Source organism: Arcticibacter tournemirensis (assembly GCF_006716645.1).
GTDB classification, from domain to species: Bacteria; Bacteroidota; Bacteroidia; order Sphingobacteriales; family Sphingobacteriaceae; genus Arcticibacter; species Arcticibacter tournemirensis.
Window position 1 is genome coordinate 187,642 of sequence record NZ_VFPL01000002.1, and the last position, 16,471, is coordinate 204,112.

At 44.1% G+C, this 16,471-nt stretch carries 12 protein-coding genes; 1 reads left to right on the forward strand and 11 read right to left on the reverse strand.

Annotated elements, in window-relative coordinates; translation table 11 throughout:
- The first annotated feature begins 103 nt into the window (after positions 1–103).
- Positions 104–2,377, forward strand: a complete 2,274-nt coding sequence (locus BDE36_RS22360; protein WP_141816758.1) for a GH92 family glycosyl hydrolase — start codon at positions 104–106, stop codon at positions 2,375–2,377.
- 2 nt (positions 2,378–2,379) lie between these two features.
- Here BDE36_RS22360 and BDE36_RS22365 read toward each other — a convergent pair whose 3' ends face one another.
- From BDE36_RS22365 to moaC, 11 genes are all read right to left on the reverse strand, one after another.
- Positions 2,380–5,568, reverse strand: coding sequence for a glycosyltransferase family 117 protein (locus BDE36_RS22365; RefSeq protein ID WP_141816759.1), 3,189 nt, complete (start codon positions 5,566–5,568; stop codon positions 2,380–2,382).
- Positions 5,565–5,933: a PadR family transcriptional regulator gene (locus tag BDE36_RS22370; RefSeq protein WP_244939640.1), complete on the reverse strand. Its 369-nt coding sequence runs from the start codon at positions 5,931–5,933 to the stop codon at positions 5,565–5,567. Before BDE36_RS22370 ends, BDE36_RS22365 begins: the two co-directional genes overlap by 4 nt.
- Before the next feature lie 97 nt (positions 5,934–6,030).
- Positions 6,031–10,329: a hybrid sensor histidine kinase/response regulator gene (locus BDE36_RS22375; RefSeq protein WP_141816760.1), complete on the reverse strand. Its 4,299-nt coding sequence runs from the start codon at positions 10,327–10,329 to the stop codon at positions 6,031–6,033.
- 260 nt (positions 10,330–10,589) lie between these two features.
- Positions 10,590–11,783 (reverse strand): molybdopterin molybdotransferase MoeA, encoded by a 1,194-nt coding sequence (locus BDE36_RS22380; RefSeq protein WP_141816761.1) that lies wholly within the window; start codon positions 11,781–11,783, stop codon positions 10,590–10,592.
- A gap of 1 nt (position 11,784) precedes the next feature.
- Entirely contained in the window at positions 11,785–12,570 is a 786-nt protein-coding gene (locus tag BDE36_RS22385) for a sulfite exporter TauE/SafE family protein (RefSeq protein WP_128771022.1), read from the reverse strand.
- Positions 12,570–13,679, reverse strand: a complete 1,110-nt coding sequence (locus BDE36_RS22390) for a HesA/MoeB/ThiF family protein (protein ID WP_141816762.1) — start codon at positions 13,677–13,679, stop codon at positions 12,570–12,572. The genes BDE36_RS22385 and BDE36_RS22390 overlap by 1 nt, the downstream gene beginning before the upstream one ends.
- A 5-nt stretch (positions 13,680–13,684) precedes the next feature.
- A complete protein-coding gene (gene moaA, locus BDE36_RS22395; RefSeq protein ID WP_141816763.1) occupies positions 13,685–14,677 on the reverse strand; it encodes a GTP 3',8-cyclase MoaA in 993 nt (330 codons plus the stop codon).
- A gap of 6 nt (positions 14,678–14,683) precedes the next feature.
- Entirely contained in the window at positions 14,684–15,079 is a 396-nt protein-coding gene (locus BDE36_RS22400) for a molybdenum cofactor biosynthesis protein MoaE (RefSeq protein WP_202618098.1), read from the reverse strand.
- Between the two features lie 16 nt (positions 15,080–15,095).
- Positions 15,096–15,335 carry a molybdopterin converting factor subunit 1 gene (gene moaD / locus BDE36_RS22405; protein WP_141816765.1) on the reverse strand — a complete coding sequence of 80 codons (240 nt, stop codon included), beginning with the start codon at positions 15,333–15,335 and terminating at the stop codon, positions 15,096–15,098.
- Positions 15,336–15,359: 24 nt separating this feature from the next.
- A complete protein-coding gene (locus BDE36_RS22410) occupies positions 15,360–15,974 on the reverse strand; it encodes an NTP transferase domain-containing protein (RefSeq protein ID WP_202618097.1) in 615 nt (204 codons plus the stop codon).
- On the reverse strand, positions 15,949–16,446 hold the full coding sequence (moaC, locus tag BDE36_RS22415; RefSeq protein ID WP_141816766.1) for a cyclic pyranopterin monophosphate synthase MoaC: 498 nt from the start codon (positions 16,444–16,446) through the stop codon (positions 15,949–15,951). Before moaC ends, BDE36_RS22410 begins: the two co-directional genes overlap by 26 nt.
- Positions 16,447–16,471: the final 25 nt, after the last annotated feature.

Sequence of the window (16,471 nt, forward strand, 5' to 3'; positions counted from 1 at the left end):
TATTTTATATGCAGCTTTATATAAACTTGCATATTAAACAAGTTTGCACTAGGTTAGTAAAACCTTTTAGCAACCATTTATGGATATGACAAGCATTAACAAAATGACCAAAAAAAGTGCATTCACTTTCTTATTTATATTGTCTTTCGCCAGCCTGCTGGCCAAAGCTCAAAATGTGAAACCTGGCAAAGAGCCGGTGGATTACGTAAATCCATACATTGGCAATATCAGTCATTTGCTTGTCCCCACGTATCCAACTATACACCTTCCAAACAGCCTGCTGCGTGTTTATCCCGAAAGAGCAGACTTTACAGGAAACCAGGTCAGTGGCCTACCCGTCATTGTAACCAGTCACCGGGGAGCATCGGCCTTTAACTTAAGCCCTTACCTGGGTGAAGAAAGTGGTTTGAATAACGTGGTAAATTATGGTTACGACAATGAAATTGTGAAACCTTATTTCTATCAGGTTGACCTCGACGACTACGGAATTAATGTACAATTTGCGCCCTCTCATCAGTCAGCTATCTACCAGATCGCTTTTCCTAACTCAGAAAAGCAGGCTTACCTGATCCTTAACTCGCGTAACGGCGAAATGAAGGTAGATGGAAATACTGTCAGCGGTTATCAGTCGCTGGGGAACAACACAAGGGTGTTTGTTTACATGGAGACCGATTTAAAGCCCGTCCTTACAGGGATTCTAACCGCACAAAAACTAAATTCGGATATAAAAGCAGCAAGTGGAAAAGACGCCTGCGTCGCATTGAAATATCCTTCGAATACAAAGCAGATAAAGGTAAGGTATGGTATTTCTTTTATCAGCATTGAGCAGGCAAAACGAAACCTGCAGCGCGAAATCAAAGATTACAATATTGAAAAAGTAGCCGGTGCAGGGAGAAGTATATGGAATAAAACCCTGAATAAAATAGCAATAGAGGGCGACAATGAAAATCAGAAGACCGTATTTTATACCTCGCTGTATCGCACTTACGAACGCATGATCTGCATTTCCGAAGATGGCAAGTACTTCAGCGCTTTCGACGGAAAGGTACACGACGATAAAGGCCTTCCATTTTATACTGACGACTGGATTTGGGACACCTACCGGGCAACTCATCCTCTGCGTGCCATCATTGAACCCGAAAAAGAGCAGCATATGATCAATTCGTTTATTCGGATGGCTGAACAGATGGAAAATTTTTGGATGCCTACATTTCCGGAAATCAACGGTGACAGCAGGAGAATGAACTCAAATCACGGCGTGGCTACCGTTATTGACGCATACAACAAAGGATTGAGAGGCTTCGACCTGGAAAAGGCGTACCTTGCATGCAAAAACGCAATCACACAAAAAACACTGGCACCATGGTCGCCAAAGAAAGCCGGGGCGCTCGACAGCTTCTATAAGGAACATGGCTACATCCCGGCTTTACCTCCCGGCGAGCAGGAAACCATTCCCGAAGTTCACTCCTGGGAAAAACGTCAGCCGGTAGCCGTTACCCTCGGTACTGTTTACGACGAGTGGTGCTTATCGAAAATTGCAAAGATTCTGGGGAAGGAAAATGATGCTGCCTACTTTGCGCAGCGAAGTCTCAATTATCATAAGGTGTTTAACACCGAAACAAAGTTCTTTCACCCTAAAGACAAAGACGGAAAATTTATAGAACCATTCGATTACAGATTTTCAGGCGGCATCGGCGCACGCGAGGCTTACGACGAGAACAACGGGTGGGTATACCGCTGGGATGTACAGCATAATATAGGCGACCTCGTAAAGATGATGGGCGGCAGGGATTCTTTCGTTAACGAACTGGAACGGATGTACAGTACCCCTCTTGGCAAAGGAAGGCCTGATTTTCATCACATGTTCGGCGACCATACAGGGATCGTCGGCCAATACTCAATGGGCAACGAACCAAGTATGCACATTCCTTACTTATATAATTACGGAGGGCAGCCCTGGAGAACACAAAAACGTGTTCGCTCGTTATTAACTCAGTGGTTCAGGAACGATTTAATGGGAATACCCGGCGACGAAGATGGCGGAGGCTTAACTTCATTTGTGGTTTTTTCCTCTTTGGGATTTTATCCTATAACTCCCGGCTTACCGATGTATGTAATAGGAGCGCCGATGTTCAAAAATGCCAAAATAGATATCGGCAATGGAAAGACCTTCGAAGTGTCGTGTTTAAACTATTCACCCGAAAATAAGTTCATTCAATCTGCTAAACTTAACGGGAAGGTCTGGAACAAATCCTGGTTTTCACACAAGGAACTAATGCGGGGAGGCAAGCTTGAGTTTGTTATGGGAAAACATCCCAATAAGCTCTGGGCCTCAACTGAAGATGCCTTACCCCCTTCTTTTAGCATGCCGGATTAAACTTATCCAAAGTTCTTAACCTGTAAATTAAAGGCGTTTCGGATCGAGCGGTTCAGTTTTTTCTGATGGTTATCTGCTGTCAGCTTATCAAGGCTGCTTAACACATATAACCCCACCTGCGCATTTTCTATATATCCTCTTTGAAATCCAGGTGAAAGAGCAGCGATATAATCAAGTTCCTGCATCAGGAAAGCAGCAGTGGCTTCTGCCTGCTTATTCGCTTCCTCTATTTGATGGAGTGCATACAGGTTTTTAACCGTATACAACCGTGCAAGGGTATCAGAAACTGTATAATTCCTTACCGGAAGCTCATCCAGGCTTTTCTTCATGATATCCTTAGCTTTATCCGCTTTCCCTTCGCTGATCAGGTTATTTGCAAGGGTGTTATTAAAACCCCAGGTGCTGTTTATTATCCTCCTGCTTTCGGGATCCAGATAAGCAGCCTTCTTAAATGCTTTATAGTCGAGCTTAGTCATAACGTTATTGTACATTACGTCCGAATTGGTACGCTCTGACTTGTCCTTACCGTCATCTTTGGTTTTAAATGGAATTAAGCGATAAGCATAGCCCTCAAGGTAAAGATATTTATCCAGTCCCAGATAGGTATCCTCCGACACCGAGGTGGCGAAATATACCGGACGTTTCCAGTTATTGGTCGCCAGAATATCAAACATTGCCAGATCTGCTTTCGTGGCATACGACTTCTTAAATTCCCACTCTATTGCAGGAGCCAGTCTGGATCTCTCCTCAGGTTTCACCGTTCGCGTATTCACTACCTGATCGCTGTCGATCGTAATTTTGAGCCTTTTTGTCGGCAAAAAATTCATAAAGCTTCCGTCATTCATTTGCACCTGGTCATTTTTGTTGTCGGAAGTGAGTACAGCTAACAGCTCCTTTAATTCCACGCTGTCCTGAATCCCATAGTCTACATAAGGCAGATAATCCCTTAAGCCGTCGACATATTTTTCTTCAGGCATGCTAATGGGAAGTGGCGCCGACCGGTTCAACTGTTTCTTCATCTGGTTAATGTAGGCATCGCCAGATAAAAACTGGATACAGACCACCCGCACATCCGTTCTGATTCCTTCGACCTCCTGAGCATACCATAGAGGATAGGTATCGTTATCCGCATTGGTGAAAAGAATGGCGTTGGGAGCACATGAGTTCAGGTAATTCCTGGCCCAGTCGCGGGCAGTTGTTTTCTGCGAGCGGTCATGATCATTCCAACCCTGAGTACCCATCAACACAGGAACAGCGACAAAGCAAATTACGGCGGCAGAAACCATGCTCCATCTCGCGGGAGTCACTTTAGCGAATACATCTTTAAGCGCTAATACGCCAAAGCCTATAAAGATAGCAAAGGTGTAGAACGAACCAGCATAGGCGTAATCCCTTTCCCTTACCTGGAGAGGATCCTGGTTAAGATAGAGTATGATCGCTAAACCCGTAAAGAAAAACAATGTACATAAAACAATGCTGCTGTATTTATTTTTGCGGCTCAACCAGATCAGTCCGGCTATGCCGATGATAAAGGGCAAACCAAAATACCGGTTATGAGCTTCATTGGCCTTAATCGTTTGAGGCAGATTGGTTTGGCTGCCCAGGTGCAGCGCATCCAGAGGCTGTATTCCCGTCACCCAGTTACCGTTCACGATTTCGCCCTGGCTCTGTATATCGTTCTGGCGACCCGAAAAGTTCCAGAGAAAATACCGCCAGTACATAAAACCAACCTGCCAGGTACTGAAAAACCTGAGATTATCGGCAAATGTGGCGTTATCTTTCTCCCCTATATTCAACCAGTTCCGGTAGTAGGTGTCATGTCCTGGTTTCTGACTGTAGATTCTTGGGAAAACCATATTCTTATCAAAAACAGACTCATATGTGTTTCCTGATATCTCATATTTTGTTTTCCCCTTTCTGTAAGTATTGCCGGTTACTTTGTTCTCCATCAGCTTCGCATCAAATGTGTTTCCATAGAGCAGGGGCGTTGATCCGTAATTCGATCTCCCCAGATAACCGTAAAGTGAAAAAATATTATCCGGGTTACTCAGGTTGATAGCAGGCTTGGCATTTGCCCGGATCAGGATCATAAAGTATGAGCTAAAACCCAGCAGAAGAAAGGTCAGACAAATCAATCCGAGGTTAAGTTTGTACTTCCTTGTCCTGATAGAATAGTAGATTGCCCACCTTATGGTTCCTGCAAGCAGCAGCAGGAAAAACAAAGCGCCGGATCCGAACGACAGACCTAAGGAGTTTACAAACAACAGGTCAAATTTCGCGGCAAGCAGCACGAGATACTGCAGGATTACAAACTGTACCAAAGCTACAATAATGCAGCCTGCGAGCAGAGCCTTGATCAAGCCGTAGGTAGTAACATTTTTGGACTGCCTTAGATAATAAACAAGTGCAATCGCTGGGATCACCAAAAGACTTAAAAGATGCACGCCCGTTGAAAGCCCCACGATAAAGGCAATAAAGACAAGATAACGATCGGTTTGCTGGTTTTCCCATTTCAATATTGCCCAGAACGTCACAGCTGTAAATAAAGCCGAAAGGGCATACACTTCCGCTTCAACAGCAGAAAACCAAAACGTATCAGAAAAGGTAAATGCGAGCGCTCCAATCACTCCTGCAGTAAAAATATGCGTGGCCTTGCTCTTGATCTTTTCCTTTCTGTACACCTTAAGGGCAAGAGCAGTGATCGTCCAGAATAAAAACATAATCGTGGCTGCGCTGGCTAAAACGGCGCTGAAATTAACCCAGTATGCAACTTTGCTTACGTCGCCAAAAGCCAGAAGACTGAAAAGATTTGCAATCATGAGGAATACCGGGGCCCCCGGCTGGTGTCCTACCTGCATCTTATATGATGCTGCAATAAATTCTCCGCAGTCCCAGAAGCTCACGGTAGGCTCCATTGTTAGCCAGTAAGTCAGTAAGGCAATACCAAACAGAACAAAGCCCAGGGCATTATTCATGCGCCGGTATGCCCGTTTCTCTTCCTGCGTATTGACCAGCTCATTGAATTCGTTATTTACCATAACCTGGATCTCGCGAATATCAAATTTAGAGGAGGCTTGTTCTTCGAGTCCCGTAATAATATGATCATAAAGTTCATGGAACACATCCTCATTGATCGACGACTCCTTCAGAAGACTGCGTATTTCCTGTTGCTGCCCGGTGTTCGGTTTCATGATAGTTTGGGGTTAAGGTTGAGTAATAACTGCAGATTACCAATAAAGCTTTTCGCTTCTTCAAGCTTACTTTCCACTTCTTCAAGCCCTTCTTTCGTAAGCGAATAGTACTTTCTGACACGGTTCTCTACCATCTCGGTGCTCGTACTCAGAATCCCCTCTGCCTCCATCTTGTGGAGTGAAGGGTACAAAGAACCTTCCGTCAGCTTGATTTCCCCGTTCGTAATTTCTTTAACTTTTTGGGTGATCTCATAGCCATACATCTTTTCATTCTCCTGAAGCAGTTTTAAAATAATCGTCTGCAAGCTGCCTTTTAACATTCCATTGGTACTCATTCTGCAAATATATAGCTTTCTTTTATACATAGAAAAATTATGTATATTGATTTTAAGCTACTTACCAGTTTTATAGCAATCTTAGTACAGAATTATTATATTGATGATGAAATAATGATCTCAAAGATCACCCCTGTAAAGTGCGTCGGCAGCTCTTCAACTTTTCCATCAGATCACCTACTTTAAAAGGTTTAGAGATAAAATCATCCATTCCGGCCTTCAGGCAATCTTCTTTGTCCTCAACCATAGCGTTCGCAGTCATCGCTATAATTACAGGCTGGTTGACAGAGAGCTCCCGTATCTTTCTGGTTGCTTCAAGTCCATCCATTTCGGGCATGCGAACATCCATCAGGATAAGATCATATACATTTCCATCGTTCATACGGATCACTTCCAGACCGTTTTCGGCAAGATCAGGCTGATAACCGAGTTTCTTTAAAACCGTGATAATCAGCTTCTGGTTTATCAGATTATCCTCAGCAACCAGAATACGAAGAGGTGTCTCTGTCGCGAAATGAACAGAAAGAACATTAGCGGCATTCGCGTTTTCAGGAACCGACTTATCTATGGGCCGCTCAAATGCTTTCTCTAGACCGACAAGTAACTTACTAACCGAAACGGGTTTAATAACAATTGAAGAAAAAAGATCCGGGTGTTTTGATTCCACTCTATTTCTTAAAGAACTCAGCAGGATCACAGGAACAAGGTTATTTATTTCTTTTATTCTTTGGCTCGTGGTGATACCATCCATCCCGGGCATTTGCAGATCGGTAATAACTAAGTCCAGATCCTTTGTTCCGGTAAATATCCGCAACGCTTCTTCTCCCGACGCCGCTGTAAACACATAAAGCTTATGCGCTTCTAACTGTCTTTTAAGTATATTAAGATGGGTCTCATTATCATCTACGATGAGTATCTTTTTGCCCTTAAATAGCTTATCAAACGGCATGCTATTTAAATCATCTGTACTGCCAGAAACCTTCGACTTAATCGTAAAACAAAAAGAAGCGCCAGCACCAGCTGTACTTTTTACAGATATTTCACCGCCCAGCAGCTTAGTTAACCGCTCACTGATCACCAGGCCTAATCCCGTTCCGCCAAACTTTCTTGTAGACGATGAATCAATCTGCGAGAAAGCATTAAACAATTTTGAAATATTTTCTTCAGAAATGCCAATTCCTGTATCCCTGACTTCAAAACACAGTTCTACCTCTTCGTTTTTCAGCGTTTTTCCCAGAGTCACTGCTACAAGTATCTCGCCTTCCTTAGTGAATTTCGACGCATTCCCTACCAGGTTTATCAGAATCTGGCGAAGTCTGAACCTGTCGGAGAAAATGAGAGAAGGAACCTTTGGATCAATCAGATACATTAACTCGACACCCAATTGTGCTGTTTCGTGAGAGAATAAACTCAACACCTCTTCTATACACTCTCTGAGAGAAAAATACTGACAATCAAGGCCCATTTTTCCTGATTCTATTTTAGAAAAGTCAAGAATGTCATTAATGAGCGTTAACAACGCCTCGCCACTTGTATTAATGGTTTCTGCATACCCGCGCTGCTCATGATTAAGGGGCGTTTCGAGCAAGAGTGACGCTGTACCAAGAACACTGTTCATCGGCGTCCGGATTTCATGACTCATTGTAGCTAAAAATGTACTTTTCGCCTGATTGGCCATTTCTGCTTCTTTTCGGGCTTCCTCTGCCTTTTTCCGGGCTTTCTGCTCCTGTTCCTGCTGCTTCAGGAGCTGTAAGTTCATTGTATACAGCTGGTCGGATTGTGAATGAAGCTCTTCGGCCTGCACTTGCAGCTCCTCCGACTGAGCCTGAAGTTCCTCCGATTGAGTTTGTAACTCACGATTTAAATGTCGCAAGTATTCAGCCTGCCTGCTTATTTGCTCCGTTCGCTGCTGAACTTGTTTTTCGAGCCGGGCCTTCTGTTTTTTTATCAGATCAATCCTGAAACGATAGAATGACCATGCGCCAAATCCTATTAGCGTAACAAGCGACAGTCTGAACCACCATGTCATCCAGTATGGCGGTAAAATTACAATCTTAATAGAAGTATCCCTGTTATTCCATAAGCCCTCGTTATTTGAAGCCTTCACACGGAATATATAGGTTCCGGGATTAAGATTGGTATAGGTTGCTTTTCTTTCATTCCCTACATAATTCCAGTCCTTATCAAAACCTTCAAGGAAATACGCATATTGGTTCTTTTCAGGAATAGTAAAGTTCAAAGCAGCAAACTGGATCGTAAATACAGATTGAGAATGAGATAAATGTATTTCCCTGGCGCTCAAAATGCTTTCCTTCAAGGGTGAGTTCTTTTGCCCGACAACGACTTTTCTGTTAAACAACTGAAAATCGGTAAGAACTACCGATGGGATATTAGTGTTACGGGCCAGGGAAGCCGGATGAAATATATTAAACCCGCTCACCCCACCGAATATTATATCTCCATTCTTCGCTTTTAAGCCGGCGCCAACATTGAATTCGTGACTTTGTAAACCGTTATGAACATTGAAGTTTCTGTAGCTTTCCTTTTTAGGGTCAAAACAGGTGATCCCCTGGTTGGTGCTTAGCCATATCCTTCCTTGTTCATCACCACTAATATAGTTTATTACATTATTGATCAGACCTTCCTCCTCCGTGTACGACTTAAATCTTTTTGTATGGGGATCAAAACGGTTTACTCCTCCTTCCATCGTACCGACCCACATAGTGCCATTTTTGTCTTCATAAAGCGAGCTTACCACATTGCTGCTAAGACCGCTGTTCTGGCTATTTAATCTCGTAACCTTCTTTGTTTCAGGACTGACTATACTGATACCACTTGAATAGGATCCTACCCAGATATTTCCGCCTTTATCCTCACGCAATGCCTGTACAGTATTATCGCTAATGCTATTATTATCAAGAGAATTATGAACGTATTTTTCAACAATGCCGGTCTTTTTGTCTAAAACATTAACTCCCCCGCCATCGGTACCTATCCAGATCCGGCCCCTTCTATCCTCTATCAGAGCATACACCGCAATGCTGTTGATATCGGAAATTCCCTTCCCCACTTTATAATGATGAAAAGTACCGTTTCGGGGATTAAAGCTGTTTAGTCCTGTGTCATACGTACCTATCCATATCAGGTCGCTCTCCTTGTCCTTGAGTAACACAGATATATAGTTGCTGCTAAGGCCATATTTATCGTGAGTGTGCCTGTAAAAAGTGAAGGTCCCGCGCGACCGGTTAAAGTATTGCAGACCACCGTCGGTTCCTATATAGAGATTGCCTGACGCGTCTTCAGCAAAAGCTCTTACTACATTGTCGGCATTATTCTCGTTCCCGCTGCTAGCCTTGTAAGACGGAAAAAAAGACAGATTCTTATCGTATTTATTCACACCTTCGGAAGCTGTTCCTACCCATAAAATACCCTGTGGGTCTTCGAGAATAGAATAAATACCGTTGTCCGGAATCCAATTTTTATTACTTACACTTTTGTTTATAGGGACAAAAGTCCTTTTCCTGGTGTCAAACAGGTGAAGCTTAGTCTCCGTGCCTACCCAAAACCGATCTCTGCCACTCTTGGAGATACAATTAATCGGATTGGTTTCATAGCTTGTATTATTATCCGACTCTGTGTTAAAACGTAAGAACTTACCTGTTTCCCTGTTCAGCAAGTTTAATCCGGCTCCTGTACCAACCCATAGCTGTCCGCTTCCGTCTTCTCCTATTACGTTTACCGAATTATTGCTTATACTATTTATGTCTGCGCGGCTGTAATAGAAATGCTGGAACTTGCCATTTTTTTCATCGAGCAGATTTAAGCCTCTGGAGGTTCCTACCCACATTTTTCCTTTAGAATCCTGAAAAACAGCATAAACCCGGGGGTTGCTTAAGCTGCCCGGATCAGATGTTTTAAGATAACGTTTAAACGTTCGGGTTTTCCTGTTATATACATTTAGCCCCGATTCGGTGCCAACCCACAGCCTGTTCCGCCTGTCTTCGTAGATAAACGTGATCCGGTTGCTGCTTAACGATTTCTCATCCCCTGCTTTTTCTCTGAAGTTTGTAAAAGAGTTGGTTTTTTGATCATATCTGCTCAACCCGCCAATACGCGTTCCTATCCATATGTAACCGTCTTTCGTCTGATACAGGGCTGTTATATTGTTGGCCGGCAAGCTTTCAGGATCATTTTTCTTGTATCTATAAACAGTAAAGCTATACCCATCGTATTTATTCAGGCCGTCCTGAGTACCGAACCACATAAAACCATACTGATCTTTCAGCATACACTGAACAGAATTCTGAGAAAGGCCGTCTGAAGTATTGATCTGGGTAAAATTCAACAACGCTTCCTGAGAAAACACCCCCGACAAACAGGATATCAATAAAACACCGACAAAAATAAACTCCCTATATAATCTCATCCAGGTTCTCTTAGACGCACCTTAAAAACTTAAGGTATCGGTTAAAGGAGGTGAATAGCACTTTATCTCCCTGCTAAGGTTCAGTTGAAAAGATTTATCATACATTCCCTCAAATGAATAATATCTTAAAAAGCCGCGATTCCTTTTTCTATCCCGGCAATACGAGCAATTTACTAAAACTTTTACTATCAAACAAAATAGGCAACAGGTATTATTTTCAAAAGAAAAAACCTATCCAGTTTTACTTCAGATGCCTTTATTCAGGAATAAAACGGAATCATCCAAAGCAATTTGCCTGCTTCAAACACATCCTCCTCTGCAGGCAATGTAACAAAACCCTCCGCCTTCACAAGGCCAGTCAGGTCACCAGACCCCGATCCGGTTACCGGTACGGCCTCCAAAACGCCCGCTATATTTCTCAGAGAAACCATCAGGTGATAAGAGAGCCTGGGTTTAAAAGCAACAGGTTCAGCCAGCCTGACGGGGACATACACTACAGGGGTTTCAAGTGATTGGCAGAGCCAGTACCGGAAGTAAAGATGATAGCACACAAAAGTCGACACCGGATTACCAGGAAAGCCAAACACCAATTTCCCGGATTCGAAGCTGCCGAACAGAATGGGCTTGCCGGGTTTCTGAGCCACTCTATGAAACACGGTATTTAAGCCAAGGGAAAGCAACACTTCAGGCAGGAAGTCAAACTTCCCCTTAGATACAGCGCCCGAGAGCAAAAGAACATCGAATTGTTTAACAATAGCTTTGAGTCCATCAGTCAAAATGAATTTGTCATCCGGAAAATGGAATACTTCTGCACGAATACCTTCAGTCATCAACGCAGATGCGATCATGTGCACATTTGATCTCCGCACCTGGAATGGTTCAGGTGTTGCCTCAACATCTACAAGCTCATCGCCGGTAGAGCAAACAGCCACAGTCGGAGTCCTCTTCACGACGACCTTATTTTTGCCTGTTGAAGCCAAAACGCCAATATGAGAGGCGTTAATCCTTACGCCTTTCTCAATAAGTAAACTTCCAGCCTTGCTGTCAGTACCCCTTAAATGCACGTTCTGGAACTTCCTTACTGTATCGGCTTTAATGAAAGCTTTTCCTTCACCGATAAGAATATCTTCATAAGGTATAACACCATCTGTACTTTGGGGCAATACAGCCCCGGTCATTACTTCGATACATTTATGCGGATCGTCAAGAACCTGAACCCGGTCACCCGCCGCCTGAATTTTCTCTAAAGCAAACGACCTTCTGCCTTGTTCAAATGAGGTTACATTGATAGCGATTCCATCCATAGTAACCCTGTCGTAAGGAGGGAAGTCGCGGTCCGCCTGGATGTCTTCTGCCAGGATCCGGTGAAGGGCATCAGACAGCGACACCTCTTCAGTTCCAAAATCTTTCTTGAACGACTCAATCTTTTCAAGAGCTTCTTGTACAGAAATCATTTTATACATCAATTCCGTTAGTGTATTTTAACACCAGTTTTACTCCAATATAAGCAACCAGTACCCCTGTCAGCGCCTTTAGCAGCCCTGGTCTTACTATTTTAAGACTGAGCCTGGTACCAACCTGTCCACCAAGAAAAACAGCGGTAAGCAGCGGCAGCATCAGCTGTATATTAAACGTAAAGGTTCCTCCGCTCGCCTGCCCGGCCAGCCCGGCTATAGAATTCACAAGAATAAAAAAACTCGCAAGCGCAGCAATCTTTTTCGGAGTATCCCAGCTCATTAAGTTGAGTACAGGCGACAGAAGAATTCCTCCCCCGATACCCACAAGTCCTGAAAGAAATCCCGCAGCTGCGCCAAGTACCGCATTGACTGGCAAGGAGGAGACACGGTTACCCAATCCCGGTTCAGCCGGCCGGGTTTGTGTATACAGTTGCATGATGAGTAATAATCCCGACAGCGTAAGCACACTTCCCAGACAAATGAAAAAGGACTTCTGGCTAAGGTGAATAGTGGCAGCTACAAAAGCCGCAGGAATACTACAGATAGCCAGGGGAAGAAATTTCTTTTTATCGAAATAACCATTTTTCATAAAGAGGTACGAACTGCCAGCAACAACTACCAGATTACAGAACAGAGCAGCTGTTTTAATAGCCGAAAAATCACCTATAAAAAGGGACAGCAATGCAAGGTAACTTGACCCTCCACCAAAGCCGGCTGAAGAATATAATGCAGCGATAATAAAAAAGCCGATGCAGATCAGAAAAACAGTGTGAATGTCGGGCATCAATATTCTATAAATTCATCATTAAAATGGCTCATCCAGCTTTCCATTCCGCCCCGGAGGTTATAAACCTTTGTGTTTTTTCTCTGCTGCAAGATTTCCGCTGCTTTAAGGCTTCTCCCTCCCATCTGGCAAAACGTTACCAGGGGAACATTTGCAGGCAATTCCATTTCAAATTTGTTTAACTGAGCCAGAGGAACGGAAAATGCATGCATGAGATGTCCGCTTTCATATTCGAAAGTTTCCCTCACGTCCACCAGTAGAAATTTTTTACCTTCCAGGTACCATTCATGCAGGTTCTGCGGGGATAAGTCATTTACCGTTTGACAAGCAAACTCATAACTATCCCGCAAACGATCAATATTCTGATTTTCAGGGCTGGCCTTCAGCCTGACCTTATATTCATTACCACTTAAAAAATCAACAATCTTAAGGCTGCCGGAAAGAGTCCTGCCTATGCCTGTAATCACTTTAACGGCCTCCAGGGCTTGTAAAGATCCGACGATACCGGGCACTATACCAAGTACGCCGGCTTCGTTACAGTCTGGCACTTCCCCGGGCGACGGCTGTTCGGGATAAAGACAGCGATAAGTAGGCCCGCCCTGGTAATTAAAAACACTTAGCTGGCCTTCATACTGCTGAACGGCCCCATAAATAAAGGGCTTGCCGGCAATAACACAAGCATCATTAATAAGATAACGACTCGCAAAATTATCAGTGGCATCCACTACAAGATCAACAGCTTCGATCAAACTTAAGGCATTCTCAGGTGTAAGCATCCAGGGATGCCATTCGATCTTTACCAGCGGATTCAATTCTGCCAGCTTCTTCGCAGCCACTTCTGCCTTTAGCTGCCCTACTTCCGGAGTGGAGTAGAGAACCTGCCGCTGTAAATTACTAACGCTGATGCGATCTCCATCCGCAATAACGATCCGGCCAATACCCATACCCACCATGTACTGAAGAACAGGGATGCCCAGTCCCCCGGCTCCCACCACAAGCACAGAAGCAGCCTTTAGCTTATCCTGTGCCGCCGGGCCAAACCCCTTAAGGCGGATCTGCCGGGTGTATCTCGTATCATCATCGTTCATTTTGAATTTCGCATTGTCCATTTCAGTTAGCCCCCCAATACCGACATTGATTCTTTCAGCGTTTTTACATTCCGGTCTTCGGCTTCGAAGCCATCTTTAGCGCGTTGGGATACCGCCAGCAAAAGAGCATCCTCTATCTCCGATCGTGTCGCCCCGTCCCTTAACAGATCGCGAAGATTCGTTGCTGGAGGGCCATAAAGGCAAGTCCTTAATTCTCCTGTTGCCGACAGGCGTATCCTGTTACAGGTACCACAAAACGTCCTGCTGAAAGAGGCAATAATACCGAACGATCCTTTGTAAGCCGGAATCCTGTAATTCTCCGAAGTGGAATGGGGTTCATTCTCCAGCCTTATGATTTCCGGATAATTACCTGCTATGTAATTATATATACTACGATGGTTCCAGTTTAGCACGTCGAACTCGCTGCTTCCGTTAAAAGGCATCTCTTCCAGAAACCGCACTCTGAGAGGATAATCCCTCGTCAGTTCAACAAACGGAATGATATCTTCCACATTTTTTGCTGCCGAGATAACACAATTCAGCTTTACCTCGAAGCCGTCGGAAAGAAGCCTGAGAATGCAAGAGTAAACAGAATCGAAGTTGTCCCGTCTCGTGATCTGAAAAAAACGCGCCCGGTCGAGGGAATCAATACTCACATTTATTTTCCGGATCCCGGCTTTCTTCAGCAGTGCAATGTATTCAAACGACAAAGTACCGTTGGTGGTCACTGTAATTTCTTCAAGTCCCGGCAGCGTACTCAGCTCTCCTAAGAACGGCATTATACCATGTCTTACAAAAGGCTCCCCCCCGGTAATCCTGATTTTGGAAACCCCCAGATCACAGAATATTTCCGAAAGAAATAACAGCTCATCATAGGAAAGCAGGTCCTTTCTCGCCGCAAAATCCATTCCCTCTTCAGGCATACAATAGTAACACCTGAAGTTACAACGGTCGGTTACAGATAACCTCAGATAATTTAGTTGCCGCCCATATTTGTCTGTCAATGTCCTTTTCTCCATTAATCTTCAGGGATGTGCATTTACCCAAATGCTGTTGTCTTCGTAGTATTCTTTTTTCCAGATAGGAACGCTCTTTTTAAGCTCGTCGATCAAAAAACGGCAGGCCTCGAAAGATGCGTCTCTGTGAGCCGAGGAAGCACCGGTAACAACTACCGCTTCACCCGGCTCTTTCATTCCTGTTACATGCTGAATGACTACCCTTTCAAGCGGCCATTTTTCACAGGCTAGTTCAGCTATCCGCTTCATTTCTTTCAGAGCCATAGGTACATAGGCCTCAAATTCAAGTCCTACGACAGTTTTGCCGTTGGCGTGGTCTCTTACAGTACCCACAAAAACGTTAATACCGCCGGCGCCATTTGCCTGTAAATGCCGATAAGCCTTGTTTATATTTATTTGTTCCACAATCTCAACCATCGCTTCAACCTCCGCTAACAGGGGGAATAAGAGCCACTTCCATCGAAGAGGTCAAAGCCGTCGAATCATCAGCATATTCATTGTCAACAGCTACGGCCAACGACCTTAAAGCACTTAAGCCCCCGTATCGCTGTTCTAACCATTCCTTCAAGTGGGCCACCGTTTCAGGGCTCTCCTCAGAAGCTATAGAGATCTTATCGCTGCCGACGATATCCCTTGTGATGCCGAATAATAATACCTCCATATACTTAATTGCTTATCCGTTGCGTTAAAACGCCTTGTTAAAGATAGCTCTCTCTTCCAGCTTTTTTATGACCGTTTCATACTCATGAGCATGATTTACGTTTCTTAACTCTTCTTTATCCACGGCTTCCAGAAGTTCGATATCTGAGTTAATCAGCACTTTTCTGGGACATAAGTATCCGGCTTCCCGAAAATCAAGAAGCGATTGCCGTGCCTCCGGCTCCCAGATGGTAATAAGGGGTTCGGGGAAACCTGTTTCCGGATTGTGAAAAGCAGTTGCTAATTTCGATGCATTCCGGTGCGTAACGAGATGATCTACCGTTTTCTGAGTGAGAAAGGGAAGATCACAGGCAACCGTAAGCCAGGCCACGCCCGGATCCTGCTGAAAAGCCGACAATATCCCGATCATCGGGCCCTGGCCTTCTACGCTATCCTCTATCACAGCAAAGCCATCAAGATCGTGTATTTGCTCCTTATTGCAGGAAATGAAAACTTCCTGGCAAAACGGAACAAGAAGCTCGCGAAGATATTCTCGCTGACTTTTACCATGATACGAAATGGAGCCTTTATCCCGCCCCATTCTCGTGCTTCTTCCTCCTGAGAGGATCAGCCCCTTAAGCTTCGCTTCTCTTATATTCACTTTTTCCTCCGCTCTTAGCAATGAGTTTTGTCTCTTTAATAACGATATCGTGCGAAAAAGCTTTACACATATCGTATATGGTAAGTGCTGCAACCGTCACCCCTGTTAGAGCTTCCATTTCAACTCCCGTTTTAGAGGTAATTACTGCAGTGCATTCGACAACCACTTCGTCGGCACTATTCACGTTAATGGTGATTTTACAATCTTCCAAAGCCAGTGGATGACACAGAGGTATTAAGTCGGATGTTTTTTTTGCAGCCATAATACCTGCTATGATAGCTGTCTGAAAAACGGGACCTTTCTTCGTGTTTATGTCTCCACCGTTAAGATGCTTCATTATCTCTTTTCCAGGCAGGATAATACATCTGGCCGTCGCACTGCGTTTCGTAACAGCTTTATCACTCACATTTACCATTACCGGATATCCGCTGGCTTCGTCAATATGAGTAAAGACCTGTTTCTCATCATTCATGATTAAATATAAATAATTCCCGCGT

Excerpts from the sequence above, each read along its gene's own strand:
- BDE36_RS22375 (WP_141816760.1), bottom strand. The coding sequence starts at position 10,329 with ATGAGATTATATAGGGAGTTTATTTTTGTCGGTGTTTTATTGATATCC.
- moaC (WP_141816766.1), bottom strand. The coding sequence starts at position 16,446 with ATGAATGATGAGAAACAGGTCTTTACTCATATTGACGAAGCCAGCGGA.
- BDE36_RS22360 (WP_141816758.1), top strand. The coding sequence starts at position 104 with ATGACCAAAAAAAGTGCATTCACTTTCTTATTTATATTGTCTTTCGCC.
- moaA (WP_141816763.1), bottom strand. The coding sequence starts at position 14,677 with ATGGAGAAAAGGACATTGACAGACAAATATGGGCGGCAACTAAATTAT.
- moaD (WP_141816765.1), bottom strand. The coding sequence starts at position 15,335 with ATGGAGGTATTATTATTCGGCATCACAAGGGATATCGTCGGCAGCGAT.
- BDE36_RS22380 (WP_141816761.1), bottom strand. The coding sequence starts at position 11,783 with ATGATTTCTGTACAAGAAGCTCTTGAAAAGATTGAGTCGTTCAAGAAA.
- BDE36_RS22385 (WP_128771022.1), bottom strand. The coding sequence starts at position 12,570 with ATGCCCGACATTCACACTGTTTTTCTGATCTGCATCGGCTTTTTTATT.
- BDE36_RS22370 (WP_244939640.1), bottom strand. The coding sequence starts at position 5,933 with ATGTATAAAAGAAAGCTATATATTTGCAGAATGAGTACCAATGGAATG.
- BDE36_RS22365 (WP_141816759.1), bottom strand. The coding sequence starts at position 5,568 with ATGAAACCGAACACCGGGCAGCAACAGGAAATACGCAGTCTTCTGAAG.
- BDE36_RS22390 (WP_141816762.1), bottom strand. The coding sequence starts at position 13,679 with ATGGACAATGCGAAATTCAAAATGAACGATGATGATACGAGATACACC.